Annotated in this window: 14 protein-coding genes; 4 read left to right on the forward strand and 10 right to left on the reverse strand. The window is 72.4% G+C overall.

Annotation, left to right across the window (positions count from 1 at the left end; all coding sequences use genetic code 11):
• The first annotated feature begins 19 nt into the window (after positions 1 to 19).
• On the forward strand, positions 20 to 505 hold the full coding sequence (locus tag EDD92_RS02445) for a helix-turn-helix domain-containing protein (protein ID WP_221268074.1): 486 nt from the start codon (positions 20 to 22) through the stop codon (positions 503 to 505).
• Here EDD92_RS02445 and EDD92_RS02450 read toward each other — a convergent pair.
• The 3 genes from EDD92_RS02450 to EDD92_RS02460 all read right to left on the reverse strand — a co-directional run bounded on the left by EDD92_RS02450 (position 463) and on the right by EDD92_RS02460 (position 4,381).
• The gene (locus tag EDD92_RS02450) at positions 463 to 2,142 is read right to left on the reverse strand and encodes an MBL fold metallo-hydrolase (protein WP_123962722.1); all 1,680 of its coding nucleotides are present in this window, start codon (positions 2,140 to 2,142) and stop codon (positions 463 to 465) included. The two genes, EDD92_RS02445 and EDD92_RS02450, sit on opposite strands and share 43 nt — an antisense overlap.
• A 16-nt stretch (positions 2,143 to 2,158) precedes the next feature.
• Positions 2,159 to 3,574 (reverse strand): DHA2 family efflux MFS transporter permease subunit, encoded by a 1,416-nt coding sequence (locus tag EDD92_RS02455; RefSeq protein ID WP_123962724.1) that lies wholly within the window; start codon positions 3,572 to 3,574, stop codon positions 2,159 to 2,161.
• Between the two features lie 99 nt (positions 3,575 to 3,673).
• Positions 3,674 to 4,381 (reverse strand): TetR/AcrR family transcriptional regulator, encoded by a 708-nt coding sequence (locus tag EDD92_RS02460; protein ID WP_123962726.1) that lies wholly within the window; start codon positions 4,379 to 4,381, stop codon positions 3,674 to 3,676.
• 110 nt (positions 4,382 to 4,491) lie between these two features.
• On the opposite strand from EDD92_RS02460, the gene EDD92_RS02465 reads away from it, so the two are divergent.
• Positions 4,492 to 5,706, forward strand: a complete 1,215-nt coding sequence (locus EDD92_RS02465; RefSeq protein WP_123962728.1) for a saccharopine dehydrogenase family protein — start codon at positions 4,492 to 4,494, stop codon at positions 5,704 to 5,706.
• Positions 5,707 to 5,816: 110 nt separating this feature from the next.
• On the forward strand, positions 5,817 to 6,077 hold the full coding sequence (locus EDD92_RS02470; protein ID WP_123962730.1) for a WhiB family transcriptional regulator: 261 nt from the start codon (positions 5,817 to 5,819) through the stop codon (positions 6,075 to 6,077).
• Positions 6,078 to 6,089: 12 nt separating this feature from the next.
• Here EDD92_RS02470 and EDD92_RS02475 read toward each other — a convergent pair whose 3' ends face one another.
• Genes EDD92_RS02475 through EDD92_RS02490 form a run of 4 tightly spaced genes read right to left on the reverse strand, consistent with a single transcriptional unit; the run spans position 6,090 to position 10,858 of the window.
• Positions 6,090 to 7,916 carry a cell wall metabolism sensor histidine kinase WalK gene (locus EDD92_RS02475; RefSeq protein ID WP_123962732.1) on the reverse strand — a complete coding sequence of 609 codons (1,827 nt, stop codon included), beginning with the start codon at positions 7,914 to 7,916 and terminating at the stop codon, positions 6,090 to 6,092.
• Positions 7,913 to 8,611 carry a response regulator transcription factor gene (locus tag EDD92_RS02480; RefSeq protein ID WP_123962734.1) on the reverse strand — a complete coding sequence of 233 codons (699 nt, stop codon included), beginning with the start codon at positions 8,609 to 8,611 and terminating at the stop codon, positions 7,913 to 7,915. The genes EDD92_RS02475 and EDD92_RS02480 overlap by 4 nt, the downstream gene beginning before the upstream one ends.
• Before the next feature lie 16 nt (positions 8,612 to 8,627).
• Positions 8,628 to 9,392: a L,D-transpeptidase family protein gene (locus tag EDD92_RS02485; protein ID WP_399181636.1), complete on the reverse strand. Its 765-nt coding sequence runs from the start codon at positions 9,390 to 9,392 to the stop codon at positions 8,628 to 8,630.
• A gap of 41 nt (positions 9,393 to 9,433) precedes the next feature.
• A complete protein-coding gene (locus EDD92_RS02490) occupies positions 9,434 to 10,858 on the reverse strand; it encodes a M1 family metallopeptidase (RefSeq protein ID WP_123962738.1) in 1,425 nt (474 codons plus the stop codon).
• Positions 10,859 to 11,008: 150 nt separating this feature from the next.
• Here EDD92_RS02490 and EDD92_RS02495 point away from each other — a divergent pair, with 150 nt between their 5' ends.
• Positions 11,009 to 11,368 (forward strand): DUF488 domain-containing protein, encoded by a 360-nt coding sequence (locus EDD92_RS02495; protein ID WP_123962740.1) that lies wholly within the window; start codon positions 11,009 to 11,011, stop codon positions 11,366 to 11,368.
• On the opposite strand, the gene EDD92_RS02500 is transcribed toward EDD92_RS02495, so the two are convergent.
• From EDD92_RS02500 to EDD92_RS02510, 3 genes are read right to left on the reverse strand one after another with little or no spacing between them, the layout of a single operon-like run.
• Positions 11,323 to 13,179, reverse strand: a complete 1,857-nt coding sequence (locus EDD92_RS02500; protein ID WP_123962742.1) for a GMC family oxidoreductase — start codon at positions 13,177 to 13,179, stop codon at positions 11,323 to 11,325. The two genes, EDD92_RS02495 and EDD92_RS02500, sit on opposite strands and share 46 nt — an antisense overlap.
• Positions 13,176 to 14,558 carry a hypothetical protein gene (locus tag EDD92_RS02505; protein WP_123962744.1) on the reverse strand — a complete coding sequence of 461 codons (1,383 nt, stop codon included), beginning with the start codon at positions 14,556 to 14,558 and terminating at the stop codon, positions 13,176 to 13,178. The genes EDD92_RS02500 and EDD92_RS02505 overlap by 4 nt, the downstream gene beginning before the upstream one ends.
• Positions 14,555 to 15,241 carry a FadR/GntR family transcriptional regulator gene (locus tag EDD92_RS02510; RefSeq protein WP_123962746.1) on the reverse strand — a complete coding sequence of 229 codons (687 nt, stop codon included), beginning with the start codon at positions 15,239 to 15,241 and terminating at the stop codon, positions 14,555 to 14,557. Before EDD92_RS02510 ends, EDD92_RS02505 begins: the two co-directional genes overlap by 4 nt.
• Between the last annotated feature and the right edge of the window lie 112 nt (positions 15,242 to 15,353).

Here is a 15,353-nt window from a genome sequence, read left to right on the forward strand (position 1 = left end):
ATCGACGTACGATGGGGGCGTGCTTCCTCGTACGTACGAAGGTCAGGTCTGCTCGATCGCCCGGTCGCTCGAAGTGGTGGGTGAGCGCTGGACGTTGCTGATCGTGCGGGACGCGCTGCGCGGCACGCGGAGGTTCGAGGACTTCCGGGGCAGTCTCGGCATCGCGCACAACGTGCTCTCCGACCGGCTGGGCAAGCTCTGCGAGGCCGGGATTCTCGAGCGGCGGCTCTATCGGACCCGGCCGGAGCGGTACGAGTACGTGGTGACTGCGACGGGCCTGGACCTGTGGCCGGTGATCATGTCCTTGCTGCTGTGGGGGGACGGGCACCGGGCGCCTCAGGGGCCGCCGCTGATGGTCCTGCACCGCGGCTGCGGCGGCCGGCTCCGGCCCGGGCTCACCTGCTCCGCCTGCGGGAAGCCGCTGGGACCGTACGACTGCGACATGGAGCCCGGGCCCGGTGCTCAGCCGGCGGGTGCCACGGTCAGTCCCGCGAGCCCCGCGTAGTAGGCGAACCTGAACGGGCTGAAGAGCTGGTGCCGTTCGACGAGAGCGCGCAGGATCCGTCCCCGCAGCCCGGCCAGCGCCGTGTCGTCCGGGTGGCTCAGCAGGGCGCAGTCGACGATCCTGAGCGCCGCGGCCGGTTCGCCGCGCGCCAGCAGTTCCTCACCCGCCGCGGCGAACGCCTGCGCCCGGCCGCCGGCCAGCAGATCCAGCGCTGCGGCCCACTGCGCCCGGCCGAGGGGGTCCACACCGTCCCCGTCCGCCTTCCAGTAGCCGGTCCTCTGGTCATGGAGGCGCTGGACGAAGCCCTCGCGCATGACCAGGTACGGGAGGATCGCGGCCGGATGGCCGCGCAGCACCTCGGGAAGGTGGTCGCGGTCGAGCACGTCGGTCAGTGAGCGGCCTGCGACGATGTCGTCCGCGACGACGGCGTGCAGGTCGCGCAGTGCGGCGAGCAGGCCGGGCAGCGCCGCTGCGGTGAAGTTCTCGGTCAGCGGCGGGTGGCCGTGGATCAGCAGCCGGGGTCGCAGATCCCGGACCGTCCGCAGGGCGTCGAACAGCCCCTCGGCGGAGCCTTCGGCGAAGAACGGCGCACCCAGGTACGGCATGCACATGTCGCCGGTGAACACCACGCCCTCGTCCGGCAGTTGCACGAGAAGGCCGTCGCGGGTCTCGCCTCCGGCGATGGGGATGAGCGTGAACCGACGCCCGCCGACGGACAGGGCCTCGGGCTGTTCGACGAGCCGGTCCGGGACGACGTTCGGCCGGCGGTCCTGCCCGTCCGGCAGCAGGGACGGGAAGGGCGGCGGGCTCACGGCCTGCAGCGCGAGTTCGTCGGGGAAGGCGGCCTGGGCGACGACCTGGGTCTCCGGTCCGGCGAGGGCCTCCAGGCCGCCGATGTGGTCGAAGTGTGCATGGGTGAGGATCACATGGGTGATCGGTGCGCGGGTGACGGCCCGCAGATCACGCAGGGCCGCCTCGACGTGCCGGGGGTGGCTCGCCGCGTCGATCGCCACGATGCCGTCGTCCGTGCCGACGAACGCGAAGTCGGCGAGGTCGTAGCCCTGGGCGACGTGCACGCCCGGTGCCATTTCCACGAGCCGCGGTGCGGTCATGCGCAGGCCGTCCTCGGCGCTGACCAGGTAGTCCGTGACGAGTGACAGGTCGGGGGCGTGTCCGAGGCGCTCGAGCGCGGCCCGGGCTTCCTCCGTACGGCCCCGGCAGGCGTAGGCACGGGCCAGGGCGGCGTGCACGGAGTGCAGGAACCCGGCAGGGAACTGGTCCCGCACGGCGAGCACGAACTCGAGGTCGGCGATCGCCGTGTCGGCCCGGCCCGCGCAGTCCGGGAAGCCCGCGAGGACGGTTCCCCTGAAGTACTGCGGCAGCCCGAGACCGCGTTCGGCGGCCGCGTCGAGGCGGGCGATCGCCTTCTCGTCCGGCCCGTCGAGACGGGCCTGGAAGACGCCCGCCAGGCTTTCGGCCAGGGCCGATTCGGGGCGTTCGGCGCTGAGGGCGGTGAAGTAGTCGTGGCCTTCGCGGAATTGGCGGGCCGCGAGCATCTGCTGGGCGAGCACGGCGATCAGCCGGTCGGGTATGCCGGGCCAGCGCACGGCACGACGCAGGGCGTCGGTCTCGTTCATGACCTCTCCTTCGACGTCATGGTGCTTCGTTCAGGGGCGCTGTCCGCTCTCGGGCAGGCGTCTCGGGTTCCGGCCGCGGTGCACGGACGCGCCCCAGGGCGAGCGAGACGACGGCGGCGAGCCAGCCTGCGCCGGTGATCATGAGCCAGGCGTGGCGGAAGCCGCCGAGGGCCTGGGGTCCGGGCGTGCCGAGGAGGGCGACCAGGGCCGCGACGCCTACCACGGCGCCCAGTTGTCGCAGGGCGGACGTCATGCCGATGCCGGTGGCCAGGCTCGGCGGCGGCAGCTCCAGGACGGCGGCGCCGCCGAGCGCGGGCAGGGACAGTCCCACTCCGACGCCGGTGATCGTCGCCGCCGGGAACAGCACCGGCCAGTAGTGCGGTTCGGCCGTGGCGGTCAGGGCCAGGAGGAGCGGGCCGGTGCCGAAGAGGAGGGTGCCCGGCACGGCGGCCACGCGCGGTCCGTACCGGTCCGTGAGCCGGCCCGCCAGTGGAGCCATGAGGGCGGCCATCACGGGTCCCGGTGTCACCGCGGCTCCGGCACGCAGGACCGGCCAGTGCCACACGGTGGTCAGGAACAGCACGTTGCACAGCAGCGAGGCGAAGAACCCGGCGCCGAAGACGAACGTGCCGATGGTGGCCACGGTGAAGGAGCGGAGGCGGAACAGGCCGAGGTCGGCCACGGGTGTGGCGTGCGCGAGGGACCGCACGACGAACAGCGGCAGCAGTACGGCGGCGGTCCCGAAGGCGGCGAGCACTCCGCCCGAACTCCAGCCCCAGTCCGCGCCCTTGACGATGCCCAGTGCGAGGCCGCCCACGGCGCCCACCAGCAGCAGCGCGCCGAGGGCGTCGGGAACGCCTTTCGCCCGCTCTTCGTGGCTCTCGCGCAGCAGCCGTGCGGCCGCCCCGAGCGCGGGCAGGCCGATGACGAGGTTGACGAAGAACACCGCCCGCCAGCCCTGCCAGTCCACCAGCAGCCCGCCGAGCGAGGGTCCGACACCGGCGGCGACCGCGCCCGCGGCCGTCGACAGGGCGATCGCGGTGCCGCGCCGCTCGGGCGGGAACTCCGGCAGGGTCAGGCTCAGAGAGGTCGGCAGCACGGTCGCGGCGCCCAGCGCCTGTACGACGCGTGCCGCGACGAGGACCGGCACCGACGCGGCCAGGCCGCTGGCCACGGACGCGGCCAGGAACAGCAGCAGGCCGGCGAGGAAGAGCCGTCGGCGTCCGTACCGGTCGGCCAGGCGGCCTGCGGGTACGAGGGCGGCGGCGAACACCACGCTGTATCCGTTCAGCACCCACGACAGGTCGGCAAGGGAGTCGTGCGGGAACGACCGCCCGAGGTCGGTGAACGCGATGTTCACGATGGTGACGTCCAGCAGGGCCATGAAGACCACGGCCGAGGTGACGAGAAGGACCTTCCAGCGACGCTCCATGTTCCGCCTCCGTCACCGCGCTGTCGATTGTTTGATGCAATCGACTCGACCGACTATAGAGACGTGACTTGCATCAAGCAATCGACTGGGCGGATCCCGTCAGGAACCCAGTGCCGCCAGTTGCGCCGCGGCGCTGTCCAGCAGCATCTCCAGGGCCGTCGGATACGCGCTGTCGACCATGCGGGCCGCCAGCAGGGCCGCCGCCTCGGCGATCCGCGGGTGGGTGGTGCGGGGCAGCCGGGCGTACGTCGAGCGCCACATGTCCTCGTCGGCGCGGAGGGCGGCGCTGGGCAGGGCGAGGGAGGCGGCGTCGAGGGCGGCGAAGGCCAGGGTCTGGTCGATGAAGGCGTGGTAGATGCGCACCGTGTCCGGGAGCGGGAATCCGGCGGTGCGCAGGACGTCCAGCACGGCCTCGTCGGCGGCCAGTTCGTTGGCCCGGCCGGTGACCCGGCTCGTGGTCAGCACCGCGGCCTGCGGGTGGGCGAGGTAGGCGGCGTGGATGCGCAGGCCGACGGAGCGCAGGTCCGCCCGCCACTCGCCCGTCGGGCGCCAGCCGTCGAGGGCCTGGCCGATGAGTGCGTCGCCGATGGCGAGGGTGAGCTCGTCCATGCCGCGGAAGTAGCGGTAGAGGGTGCTCGGGTCGGCGTCCAGGGCGAGGCCCAGGCGGCGGGCGGTGAGGCCCGCGCTGCCGTGTTCGCGCAGCATCCGCAGCGCGGTCTCGACGATCAGCCGCTCGGACAGCACCGTGCCGCTCTTGGTGGGCCGGCGCCTGCGCCGTTTGTCCTCGGGCACCACCGGTTTGGGCATGACAAACCTCCCGGGCCCTTATGCCAACGCCATTGACCTTACGCGAACCGGCGGCGTTGTATCTCCGGCGGGGCCCCTCGTCATCAACCCTCCGGACAGGGAGATCTGTCATGCGTGTACTGCTCGTGGGCGCCGGCGGAGTCGGCACCGCCATCACCCGGATCGCCGCCCGGCGTTCGTTCTTCGAGGCGATGGTGGTGGCCGACTTCGACCGGGCGCGGGCCGAGGCGGCGGTCGCGGCCGTGGACGACGGCCGGTTCAGCGCCGAGCGGGTCGACGCGAGCGACGAGTCGGCAGTGGCGGGGATGCTGCGCCGGCACCGCTGCGACGTGCTCCTCAACGCCACCGACCCGCGCTTCGTGATGCCGCTGTTCCGCGCGGCGCGCGCCGCCGGCGCCACCTACCTCGACATGGCCATGTCCTTGTCGCACCCGCACGCCGAACGGCCGTATGCCGAGTGTGGGGTCAAGCTCGGCGACGACCAGTTCGCGCAGGCCGAGGAGTGGGAGAAGGCGGGCGCGCTGGCCCTGGTGGGCATGGGTGTGGAGCCCGGACTGTCGGACGTCTTCGCCCGGTACGCCGCCGACGAACTCTTCGACGAGATCGAGGAGATCGGGATCCGCGACGGTGCGAACCTCACCGTCGACGGCTACGACTTCGCCCCCTCCTTCAGCATCTGGACCACGATCGAGGAGTGCCTCAACCCGCCGGTGGTCTACGAGGCCGACCGCGGCTGGTTCACCACCGAGCCGTTCAGCGACCCGGAGGTGTTCGACTTCCCCGAGGGCATCGGACCCGTGGAGTGCGTGAACGTGGAGCACGAGGAGGTGCTGCTCGTCCCGCGTTGGGTGGACGCGCGCCGGGTCACCTTCAAGTACGGGCTGGGCCGGGAGTTCATCGAGACGCTGAAGACGCTGCACCTGCTGGGCCTGGACCGCACCGAGCCGGTCACCGTGCCGAGCGCCGCCGGACGGGTCGCCGTCTCGCCCCGGGACGTCGTCGCCGCGTGCCTGCCCGACCCGGCCACGCTGGGCGAGCGGATGCACGGCAAGACCTGTGCGGGCACCTGGGTGCGGGGCGTCAAGGAGGGTGCGCCGCGCGAGGTGTACCTGTACCACGTGGTCGACAACCAGTGGTCCATGGCGGAGTACGGGAGCCAGGCGGTGGTGTGGCAGACCGCCGTCAATCCGGTCGTCGCGCTCGAACTCCTCGCCACCGGCGCCTGGTCGGGCTCGGGTGTGCTCGGCCCGGAGGCGTTTCCGGCCCGCCCGTTCCTGGATCTGCTGACCGCGTACGGCTCCCCGTGGGGCATGCGCGAGCAATGAGCACCGTATCTGCGTGATTTCCGTCGTTTCACTCGCGCATCGACAGGTGACTCGAAACCGAGTAAGCCATTCGCGAGGGCACGTACGACTTCGATCGCAGGTGACATTTCATGGACGACTGGCGAGACCAGGCCGCGTGCCGTAACGAGGACCCCGAGCTGTTCTTCCCGATCGGCACCTCAGGCCCCGCGTTGTTGCAGACCGAGAAGGCGAAGGCGGTGTGCGCCCGCTGCCCGGTACGGGAGCAGTGCCTTGCATGGGCGCTGGGCCACGGGGAGATCCTGGGCGTGTGGGGCGGCACCGGCGAATCGGAACGGCACGCCATGCAGCGCAGGCGACGTCGGCGCGCCGCCGCGACGCGCAACGGCTAGCCGCGGGACGGCTCAGCTCTCCGGGGCCGGGGCGCCCGGCACCCGCAGGGTGAACACGGCACCGCCGCCCGGCTCGCACTCGGCGACCACCGTTCCGCCGTGCGCGACGACCAGGTGACGCACGATCGGCAGGCCGAGACCGCTGCCGCCGGTACGGCGGCTGCGGGACTTCTCGGCCCGCCAGAACCGGTCGAAGATTTGCGGCAGGTCCTCCGGCGCGATGCCCGTGCCGGTGTCGGTCACGGTGAAGACGACCTCGTCGCCGGCGCGGCGGGCGGCCAGCGTGACGGTGCCGTCGGCGGGCGTGTGCCGCAGCGCGTTGGAGACCAGGTTGCCCAGCGCCTGCCGCATGCGCACCGGATCCGCGTCGAGCCACGGGCTGCCGTCGTCCTCTGTGCGTACGGTGACGCCGGCCGCGTCGGCGGCGACGCGGTGGGCGGCGGCGACCTGGTCCAGCAGTTCGTCGGCGCTGACCGGTTCGCGGTGCAGGCGCAGGGTGCCCGCGTCGGCGGCCGCGAGGTCCTGGAGATCGTCGATGATGCGCTGCAGTACCAGCGCCTCCTCGTGCAGGGAGCCGAGCAGCGCGGGATCCGGGTCGACGACGCCGTCCCGGGTGACCTCCAGCCAGCCTCGGATGTTGGTCAGCGGGCTGCGCAGTTCGTGCGCGATGTCGCTGACCATGGCCTTGCGCTGGGCCTCCAGGCGTGCGCGCCGCTCGGTGAGGTCGTTGAACGCCTCGGCGAGGATGCCGGTCTCGTCCCGCGTGGTCACCGGCACCCGCACATGCCTGTCCGGCGGCTGCTGCGCCGCCTCGGTCAGCGCCCGCAGCGGCCGTACGAGCCGGGTGGCGACGACGGCCGTGACGGCGAGGGTGACGGCGAGGACGAGACCGGCCGCACCGACGATCTTGGCCTTGTTGGCCGGGGACATGTCGAAACGGGGCGGGGTGGTGTCGTCGCCGCCGAGGTACAGCTCGGCCACGGGGGCGACATACGGGTCGAGTTGGGCGCGCAGGGCGTCGTCGCTGCAGGTCTGCGCCGTCTTCATCGCCTTCGCGTCGCCCGCCTTGGCGAACTTGGCGATGGCGTACCGGCTCACGGGGGCCTTGCCGGTGGGATTGAGCATCAGGTAAAGGGGGCTGCCGAGGCCCAGACCGTGCTGCTGCATACAGGCGCGAGCGCCTTCGGTCAGGTCGTCGAGTGCCTTCTTCTCGGTTCCTGTGGGGTCGCTGAGCAGTCCGTAGCCGCAGTCCACGGTCGGGTAGTCGGGGGCGGGGCCGCCGTCGGAGCCGACGATCACGGGGCGGCCGCTCGGGCTCTGCTCGACCTTGGTCTCGACACCGAACCGGCGGTAGCACGTCCGCTGTTTCTCGGCGACCGCCTTCAGCTGGGCGCGCTCCTTTGCGGTGAGCCGGTAGGGGCCCACGGCACGGGGATCGATCCCGCTCAGCTGTGCACCGGTCTCGGTGTAGGTGTCGGTGTGCAGGGGGTCGACGGTGGCGGCCGCACCGAGGGGAAGCGAGGTTCCCTTCCGCGCCGAGTCGGCGATGAGGGTGCGCTCGGCGGTGGTCAGGGCGATGCGCCTGCCCATGGTGGCGGCCAGGGACCGGACGGTGGCCTGGACGCCCTTCCAGTCGGGGTGGGTTGCCGCGTAGCCGCTGAGCTCCGCAAGGATCCGCATGTCGTCGGCGAGGTCCTGGCCCTGTTCCTCGCGCAGGGCACGGGTGGTGGTCTCCACGGCCAGCCAGGCCGTCGCCGCCACGGAGCACACCGCGATCAGCACCGACGCGATCAGCAGCCGCACCAACAGCCGCTTGCGCAGCGGGATGCGGCGCTTCACGGACGGCCGCCGCTGAGCTTGTAGCCGACCCCGAACACGGTCAGCAGCCGCACCGGCCGGCGCGGGTCGGCCTCGATCTTCTTGCGCAGGTTCATGATGTGGACGTCGACGGCCCGCTCGGTGGAGGCCCGGTCGAAACCGCGGGTGCACTGCAGCAACTGCCGCCGGGTGAAGACCCGTTCGGGTTCCGCCGCCATGGCGAGCAGGATCTGGAACTCGGCCGGTGTGCACTCCACGGGTACGCCGTCGCAGCGCACCTCGTGCCGTTCCGGATCGACGGCGAGCCCGGCCGTGCGGACGACGGGATCCTCCCGCACGCCGGCCGTCCGGCCGCTGCGCCGCAGCACGGTACGGATGCGGGCCATCAGCTCGCGCGGGCTGTACGGCTTGGTCATGTAGTCGTCGGCGCCCAGTTCCAGGCCGAGCAGGACGTCGTCCTCCTCGGACCGTGCGGTCAGCATGAGCACCGGTATGTCCTCCTCGCCCCCGCGCAGCACCCGGCACACGCCGAAGCCGTCGACCACGGGCAGCATCAGGTCGAGGACCACGAGGTCGGGTCTGAGCCGGCGGGCGGCGGCCAGGGCGGCCCCGCCGTCATGGACCACCGTGGCCGTGTGGCCCTCCGCCAGCAGGGAGCGGCGTATGAGTTCGGCCTGCATCTCGTCGTCCTCGGCGACCAGCACATGTGCGCACACGCGGCGGATCCTAGGCTCAGCGGGCGAGGGACTTCGCGTCGCCCATGACGACGACGGGGTGGAGGCCGGGGTCGAGCGCGCGCAGCAGTTCCTTCATGTGCTGCTCGGAGACGCTGACGCAGCCGTGGGTGGGGCCGCCGTGGTCGACGTGGAACCAGATGCCGCCGCCGCGGCCCGCGCCGAGGGGGCGGGTCCAGTCGAGGGGCGAAGTGCCGGGCTCGCGGTTGTAGTTGATGGCGATCACGTAGTCGAAGGAGCCCGCGAGGGGCTCGCCTTCGAAGCCGGTGCCGGGTGAGGTGAATGCGCCGGAGCGGTGGTACGGCAGCCGGGTGCCGGGATCGCCGAGCAGCCCGCCGGCGTCGGTGAGGCCGTACACGCCGATGGGCGAGCGCAGGTCGCCTCCCGTGTGGTGGTCGGACCAGCCCTTGAGCGCGTTGTGCGCGGGCCAGCTCGCGCCGGCCCGCCAGCCGGCCGCGGTGCGCTCGTACAGCACGACCGTGGACTGCGGGGAGTTCCTGCCGCGTCCGGTGACGACGACTGTCTGGCGGGCGTCGGCGGGGATCGCGGCCAGTGTCTTCGGCCCCAGGCCCTGCAGGTGCAGCGGGGCGGCCTGGACGGACATCTCCGGCGAGGGCGGGGCGAGGGTGGAGATGTTCGGTGTGCTGGTCCTGGCCGTGGGGGCGCCGGACGGGTGGCCCGGCGACGCCACTGCCCCGCCGCCGCATCCCGTGAGGAGCAGGGATGCGGCGAGCAGGGCGACACGGGGTCTATTCATGATCACGGATCGACTGTGACCGACACATGTGAGGAACTCGTCAGGTTCTAGGCTTCGTTCGGCTTCCCGGGACTGTACAGCCACGAGGTGAACAGGTGGTCGAGGTCCTTGCCCGACTTCCGCTCCGCGAGGCGTACGAACTGCGCGGTCGTCCCGTGCCCGTCGTGGTGTTCGGCCGCCCAGGCCCGCAGGATGCCGAAGAACGTGCGGTCGCCGACGGCGGTGCGCAGTTCGTGCAGGGCCATGGCGCCGCGCTCGTAGACGGGGGTGTCGAAGATGTTCTTGCCGCTACCGGGGTCGCCGGGCGGGAACGCCCACAGGTGATCGCTCGCCGGGCGGGCGTAGAGGTCGTCGAAGGTCTCCTGGGCGCTGTCGCCGCCGTGCTGCTCGCTGTAGAGCCACTCGGCGTAGGTCGCGAAACCCTCGTTGAGCCAGATGTCCTTCCAGGTGGTGAGCGACACGGAGTCGCCGAACCACTGGTGGGCGTTCTCGTGGACGAGGGTGCTCAGGTCCGGCGCCGAGTCGTACAGGGGGCGCGACTGGGTCTCCAGCGCGTACCCGACGTCCGGCGCGTGGTCCACGATCGACCCGGCGTTGCGGAACGGGTAGGGGCCGAAGAGCTTGCTCTCCCATTCCAGGACGGAGGGCAGTTTCTTCAGGACGGGCGCCGCCTCGGACGCCTCGCGCGGGTCGACCGCGTTGTAGACGCGGATGCCGTCGCGGGTGGTGTACTGCTCGACCTTGAACTTCCCGATCGTCGCGGTGGCGAGGTAGGCGGCCATGGGTTCGATCTGGCGCCAGTGGAAGGTGGTGTGCCCGTGCGCGGTCCGCTGCCCGACCAGGACGCCGCCCGCGACCGCGGTGCGGCCCTCGGGGACGGTGACCGTGATGTCGTACGAGGACTTGTCCTTGGGGTGGTTGTTCGCCGGGAACCAGGTCATGGCGCCCTGCGGCTCCCCGGCGACGAAGGCTCCGTCGTCGGTCTGTATCCAGCCGTCGGCCGAGCCGTCGGGGTCCGTGACCTGCTTGGGGATGCCGCTGTAGGTGACGGTGACGCGGAACTCCTCGCCCTTGTGCAGGGGGCGGGGCGGAGTGACGACGAGTTCCTGGCCCTCGCGGCGGTACTCCGCCTGCGCGTGGTCGACGGTCAGGCCGGTGACCTTCAGCCCCTTGAAGTCGAGGTCGAAACGGGTCAGGTCCTGGGTGGCGCGGGCGGTGAGGACGGCGGCGCCGTCGAGGTGACGGCGCGTCGGGTCGTAACGGAGGGTCAGGTCGTAGTGGTCGACGTGGTAGCCGCCGTTTCCCGCGAGCGGGAAGTACGGGTCGCCGACGCCCGCTGCGCCGCCCGTGCCGGCGGTCGCGGGTCCGGCGGCGGCTAGCAGTGCCGCGAGGGCGACGGGGACGGTCGCGGTCAGGGCCTCCCGGCGGAGGACGGCGGTGGGTCTGACGGACTGTCGGCTGGACTGCCTCACATGCGCTCCTGGGGGGTGGCCGATGATCACACAAATCCAGGTTATGGGCAGCCCGGCTCGGTTTCCTTCTCAATTGGGTCAAGTGATACGGCGTCATCCGAAGCCTCCGCACTACGCTCGACGTCACCCGCCACCCAGAAAGGCTTGATCGTGAGCGTTCGCGTGCGTCGCGTCTACGAACCGCCCGAGCCGGACGACGGTGTACGCGTCCTGGTCGACCGGCTGTGGCCGCGCGGCCTGTCCAAGGACGCCGCGCACGTGGACGAGTGGCCCAAGGCCCTCACCCCGTCGACCGAGCTGCGCCGCTGGTATCACGCGGGTGAGGGGTCGTACGAGGAGTTCGCCGACCGTTACGAGGCGGAGCTGGACACCCTGGAGGCGGCCGAACTCCTCAGCCATGTCCGGGAGTTGGCGGCCAAGGGACCCGTGACGCTGCTGACCGCGTCCAAGGAGCCCGAGCAGAGTCATGCGGAGGTGCTGGTGCGGCTGCTGGGTTCGCGTTCCAAGTAGGTCTCGGTGACGGCCAGGGCGGCCGCCATGATGCTCAGTTGGGGGTTCACCTCCGGGCAGCCCGGCAGGACGGAGGCGTCGGTGACGAGGACGCCTTCGACTCCTCGCAGCCGGCCCTCGGCATCGGCCGGTGCCCGCTCGCGGTCGCTGCCCGCGGCGACCGTGCCGGCCGGGTGGAAGGCCGACAGGTGCAGATCGCGCGGGGTGATCCCGGTGAGCAGCGCGTCGAGTTCCGGGAGGGTGCGGGCGCGCGGCGCCCGTGGGATGCCGGTGAGCACCTCCAGCGCCCCGGCGGCGAAGAGGATGCGGGCCATGGCTCGTACGGCGGTCATCAGCCGGGCGCCGTCGCGGGGGTGCAGGCGGTAGCGGACAACGGTGCGGTCGCGGCCCAGGACCCGGCCCCCGGGCCGGTCGGCGATCATGGCGCCGAGGATCCCCAGCCGGTCGGCCCCTTCCAGCTCACGGCGCAAAGCGCGACCGACGCCGGGCAGGACGAAGCTGCTCATGCCGGGCGGGCTCGCGGTCGCCTCGATCAGGATCCCGCGGTCGTGCAACTCCTCGACGCCGGTGCTCTGCAGGACGCCTTCCCAGGAGGTGACCGGTTGCATGAAGCGGCCGGCGACGCTGGTGGCCGGGTGCACACTGAGGTTGCGGCCCAGCCGGGGATGGCCGCCCAGGCCGCTGCGGCGCAGCAACGGCGGGGTCTGCAGGGCACCCGCGGCCGTGACGACCAGGGGGCTGAGGATCTCCAGCTCGCTGCCGTCCGCCCGGCGGGCCCGGATGCCGGCCGCCCGTGGCCGGCCCGGGCGGTCGTGGTCGAGCAGGATCCGCAGCACGCGTGCGCCGGTGACGATGCGCGCACCGTGGGCGCACGCCTCGGGCAGGACGGACAGCTGCACGCTCTGCTTGGCGCCGGTGGGACACCCCACCACGCACTGGCAGGAGCCCTTGCAGCCCGGTGCGTTGCGGCGCAGCGGGCCGGCCCGCCAGCCGAGTCGGCGGGCGCCGGCCAGGGCGAGCAGGCCGTTGGTGCCGAGGACGTCGAGGGGCTGGGTGGCGACGCGCAGGGTGCGTTCGATCTCGTCCAGCCGTGCCGGAAACCCCTGGGCGAGGTGGAAGCCGTGGCGGCTGCTCCAGCGGTCGACGACATGATCCGGAGTGCGGTAGCAGGTGCCGGAGTTGACGACGGTGGTGCCGCCGACGGCCCGTCCGACCGGCAGCAGGAGCGGCGGATCGCCCAGGGCCGCGGTCGCTCCGCCGTCCCGGTACAGCTCGGTGAAGCGGTCCAGCGGTGCGCGGCGGCCGAAGGAGGCCGTGGTGTGGTGCTCGCCCTCCTCCAGTACGACGACGGCGAGTCCTGCGCGGGCGAGGGTGCGCGCGGCGACGGCTCCTCCGGCGCCCGATCCCACGACGACGGCGTCCGCGGTGGCACGCGCAGGCCACTCCTCGGCCGGGGTGCAGTCCAGGGGCGGGTCCTCGGGGGCAATCCGCGCCCGTGGGGCGGGTGTTCGCTCGGTGGCTGCGGCGAGCAGCACGGGCACCTTGAGGAGGTCCAGCGCCGGTACGAGTCCGGGTCGCGCGACAAGGGAGTCGAGCACCGTCTCGCGCTCGCCGGGAGTGAGGGCGGCCAGGCGACGCCCGCTGTGCAGGACGGCGTAGGCGTCGACGGCGGTGGCGGCGGCCTGCACCGCTGCGCGTACGGGACCGGGCAGTGCGGACAGGAACGTGTCGAGTCTGCCGGGCACCCGCGCGAGCCACTCCTCGTCCCCGGTGTCGGCAAGCAGGGCGGCGACCATCCCGCGCCCGTTCACCGGTCCCCCACCTCGGCGTGTGCGGTGCCCTGCAGCGCCCACGAGGCTTCGGTGCGCCAGTGGCCCCACCAGCGTTCCAGGAGGATCTTCGCGTCGGCGCTCTCGCTGTTGCGGCAGACCGCCGGGGCGCCGTCGGGATCGCGGTAGTCCAGGGTGAGGGTGCGCTCGGCCGGCTGGCTGACCTCGACGCGGATGCGGCGCAGCAGCGTGCGGCCGGTCACCGTCCACTCGGGCAGTCCGATGCGGGCGCGGAACCGTCCGATGCCGAACAGGCCCGCCGCGGAGCGCTCGGCCCGGCGCGGCCAGGTGCGGTCGCGGTGCCTCAGGCGCAGGAAGACAAGCGGTGGCAGCCGTCGCAGTACGGGCCGCGTCGACACCGCGGCGATCACCTCGAGTACATCGCCGTCGCCCAGTTCCGCGTGGAGCCACGCCCAGCGGCGGGCGTTGCCGTGGCCGTGGATGCGCGCGGAGGCGCCGGGCGCGCCGCGCAGGGTCAGCGTCTGGTGTCCGTCGCTGAAGGTTCCGTCGTACGTGGCCCGGGCCGCCGGAAGCATATGGGCGGCGGGGAGCAGAGGGTGCCGCCAGGACCAGCGGGGAAAGGTGAACAGGGGCTCGGCCAGGGGCTGTTCGGCAAGATTCCAGTGGAAGTCGCCCGCACTTCCGGTCAGTTGCCCCGGGGCGGTAAAGACGCCGCCGGCTGTGAATCCGTGCGCGGTGTTGTTCCAGGGGGTGGGCCCGAAGCGGACGTGGCGGACCTCTCCGTCGGACGGGAAGGCGGCGGCCCAGCCGTGGGCGTGGGGTGCGGATCCGTCGGCGGGCGAGACCAGTTCGTGGTGGAGCCAGATGCCGGTGCCGGTGGTGGGGTCGGTCAGGGTGGTGTACCAGACCTCGGTGCGGCCGGGGCTGCCGTCCCAGCGCGGTGCGAGGTACTGGGCGGGGTCCTCCTGCCGGGGAAAGCGGAAGCTCAGGAGGAAGGGCGCCAGCCCGGTGGTGACGGGGAAACGGAGGGTGCCCTGGCCGGCCCGTGCGCTGTTCTCGTACAGCGTGAACGGCAGCACGGTCATCGACTTCACCGGATGACGCGGGGTCACCGACTTCCAGCCGTCCAGGGTGAACCGGCGGCCGTCGGCGGTGAAGTTCACCCGGTAGCGGATGCGGCGGCGGGCGAGTGGCGAGATCTCCAACTCGCCTGTGGCGTCCGGGTCGTCGGCCAGTCCGCTGATGCGTATACGGCCGCTGAGCCGGGCCCGGGTGGTGCGGTGCGGGCGCAGGACCTCGTCGGCCTGGGCCCGCAGGTCGAGGCGGATGCGGCGAACCGCGTTCCGGCCGTCGAGCCGTACCGTGCCGAGCATGGTCTCCGTGAACGAGGTGCCCCTCATGCCGGCCCCTCCAGCATGATGCGCTCGGTGTCGCGCAGATAGGCGTCGGCGGCCGTGTGGGCCTGACGGCTGTCGCCGGACGTCACTGCCTCCACCACCGGGGCGAGGCGTCCGTGGGCGGTTGCGGCGTCGGTGAACGGCCCGCGGAGGGCGGCGCGGACGGGGAGGTAGGCGTTGAAGAGGGTGTTGGTCAGCAGGACGTAGACCCGGTTGCCGGTCGCGCGGGCGAGGGCGCGGTGCACCTCGGCGTCGGCCAGCTGCACGGCGTCCGCGCCGTCCGCGTCCCGTACGGCCTGAAGCAGGCGGCGCAGTTCGGCGTGGTGCGCCTTGGTGGCCCGGGCCGCGGCCCGCTCGGCGATCAGCGCGCCCACGGACCTCCGCACTTCGAAGATCTCGCGGATCCATTGCGCGTCGTGCCGCACGAGCATCGGCAGGAGGTCCGCGCCGCCGAGCCGGGCGTAGTCGCGGACCTTGGTGCCGACGCCGTGCCGGGTCTCCAGGAGACCGGCCTGGACGAGGCGGCCGAAGGCGTGTTTGAGGGTGGTGCGGGTGACGCCGTAGCCGTCGGCCAGCCGGCGCTCCGGGGGCAGGTAGCTGCCCGCCGGATGGCGTCCGGCCAGGATGTCCTCGCGCAGCCGGGCCTCGAGAACGTCCACGATCGTCTCGCGGGGCAGTGCCTCCACGGATGCCTCCTCGCAGCGAAGCAGTGGATGAGTGGCTCAGCCACTGAAGCAGTGGATGTGTCCGTCGGTCAATCCCCTTGCAGCAGCGGGCTGTTCACGCGAGGACGCGGCA

It is taken from the genome of Streptomyces sp. TLI_185, assembly GCF_003814765.1.
In the GTDB taxonomy this organism is placed as follows: Bacteria; Actinomycetota; Actinomycetes; order Streptomycetales; family Streptomycetaceae; genus Streptomyces.

Coding starts and splice junctions, on each gene's coding strand:
- EDD92_RS02450 (WP_123962722.1), bottom strand. CDS start 2,142: ATGAACGAGACCGACGCCCTGCGTCGTGCCGTGCGCTGGCCCGGCATA.
- EDD92_RS02455 (WP_123962724.1), bottom strand. CDS start 3,574: ATGGAGCGTCGCTGGAAGGTCCTTCTCGTCACCTCGGCCGTGGTCTTC.
- EDD92_RS02460 (WP_123962726.1), bottom strand. CDS start 4,381: ATGCCCAAACCGGTGGTGCCCGAGGACAAACGGCGCAGGCGCCGGCCC.
- EDD92_RS02465 (WP_123962728.1), top strand. CDS start 4,492: ATGCGTGTACTGCTCGTGGGCGCCGGCGGAGTCGGCACCGCCATCACC.
- EDD92_RS02470 (WP_123962730.1), top strand. CDS start 5,817: ATGGACGACTGGCGAGACCAGGCCGCGTGCCGTAACGAGGACCCCGAG.
- EDD92_RS02505 (WP_123962744.1), bottom strand. CDS start 14,558: ATGAGGGGCACCTCGTTCACGGAGACCATGCTCGGCACGGTACGGCTC.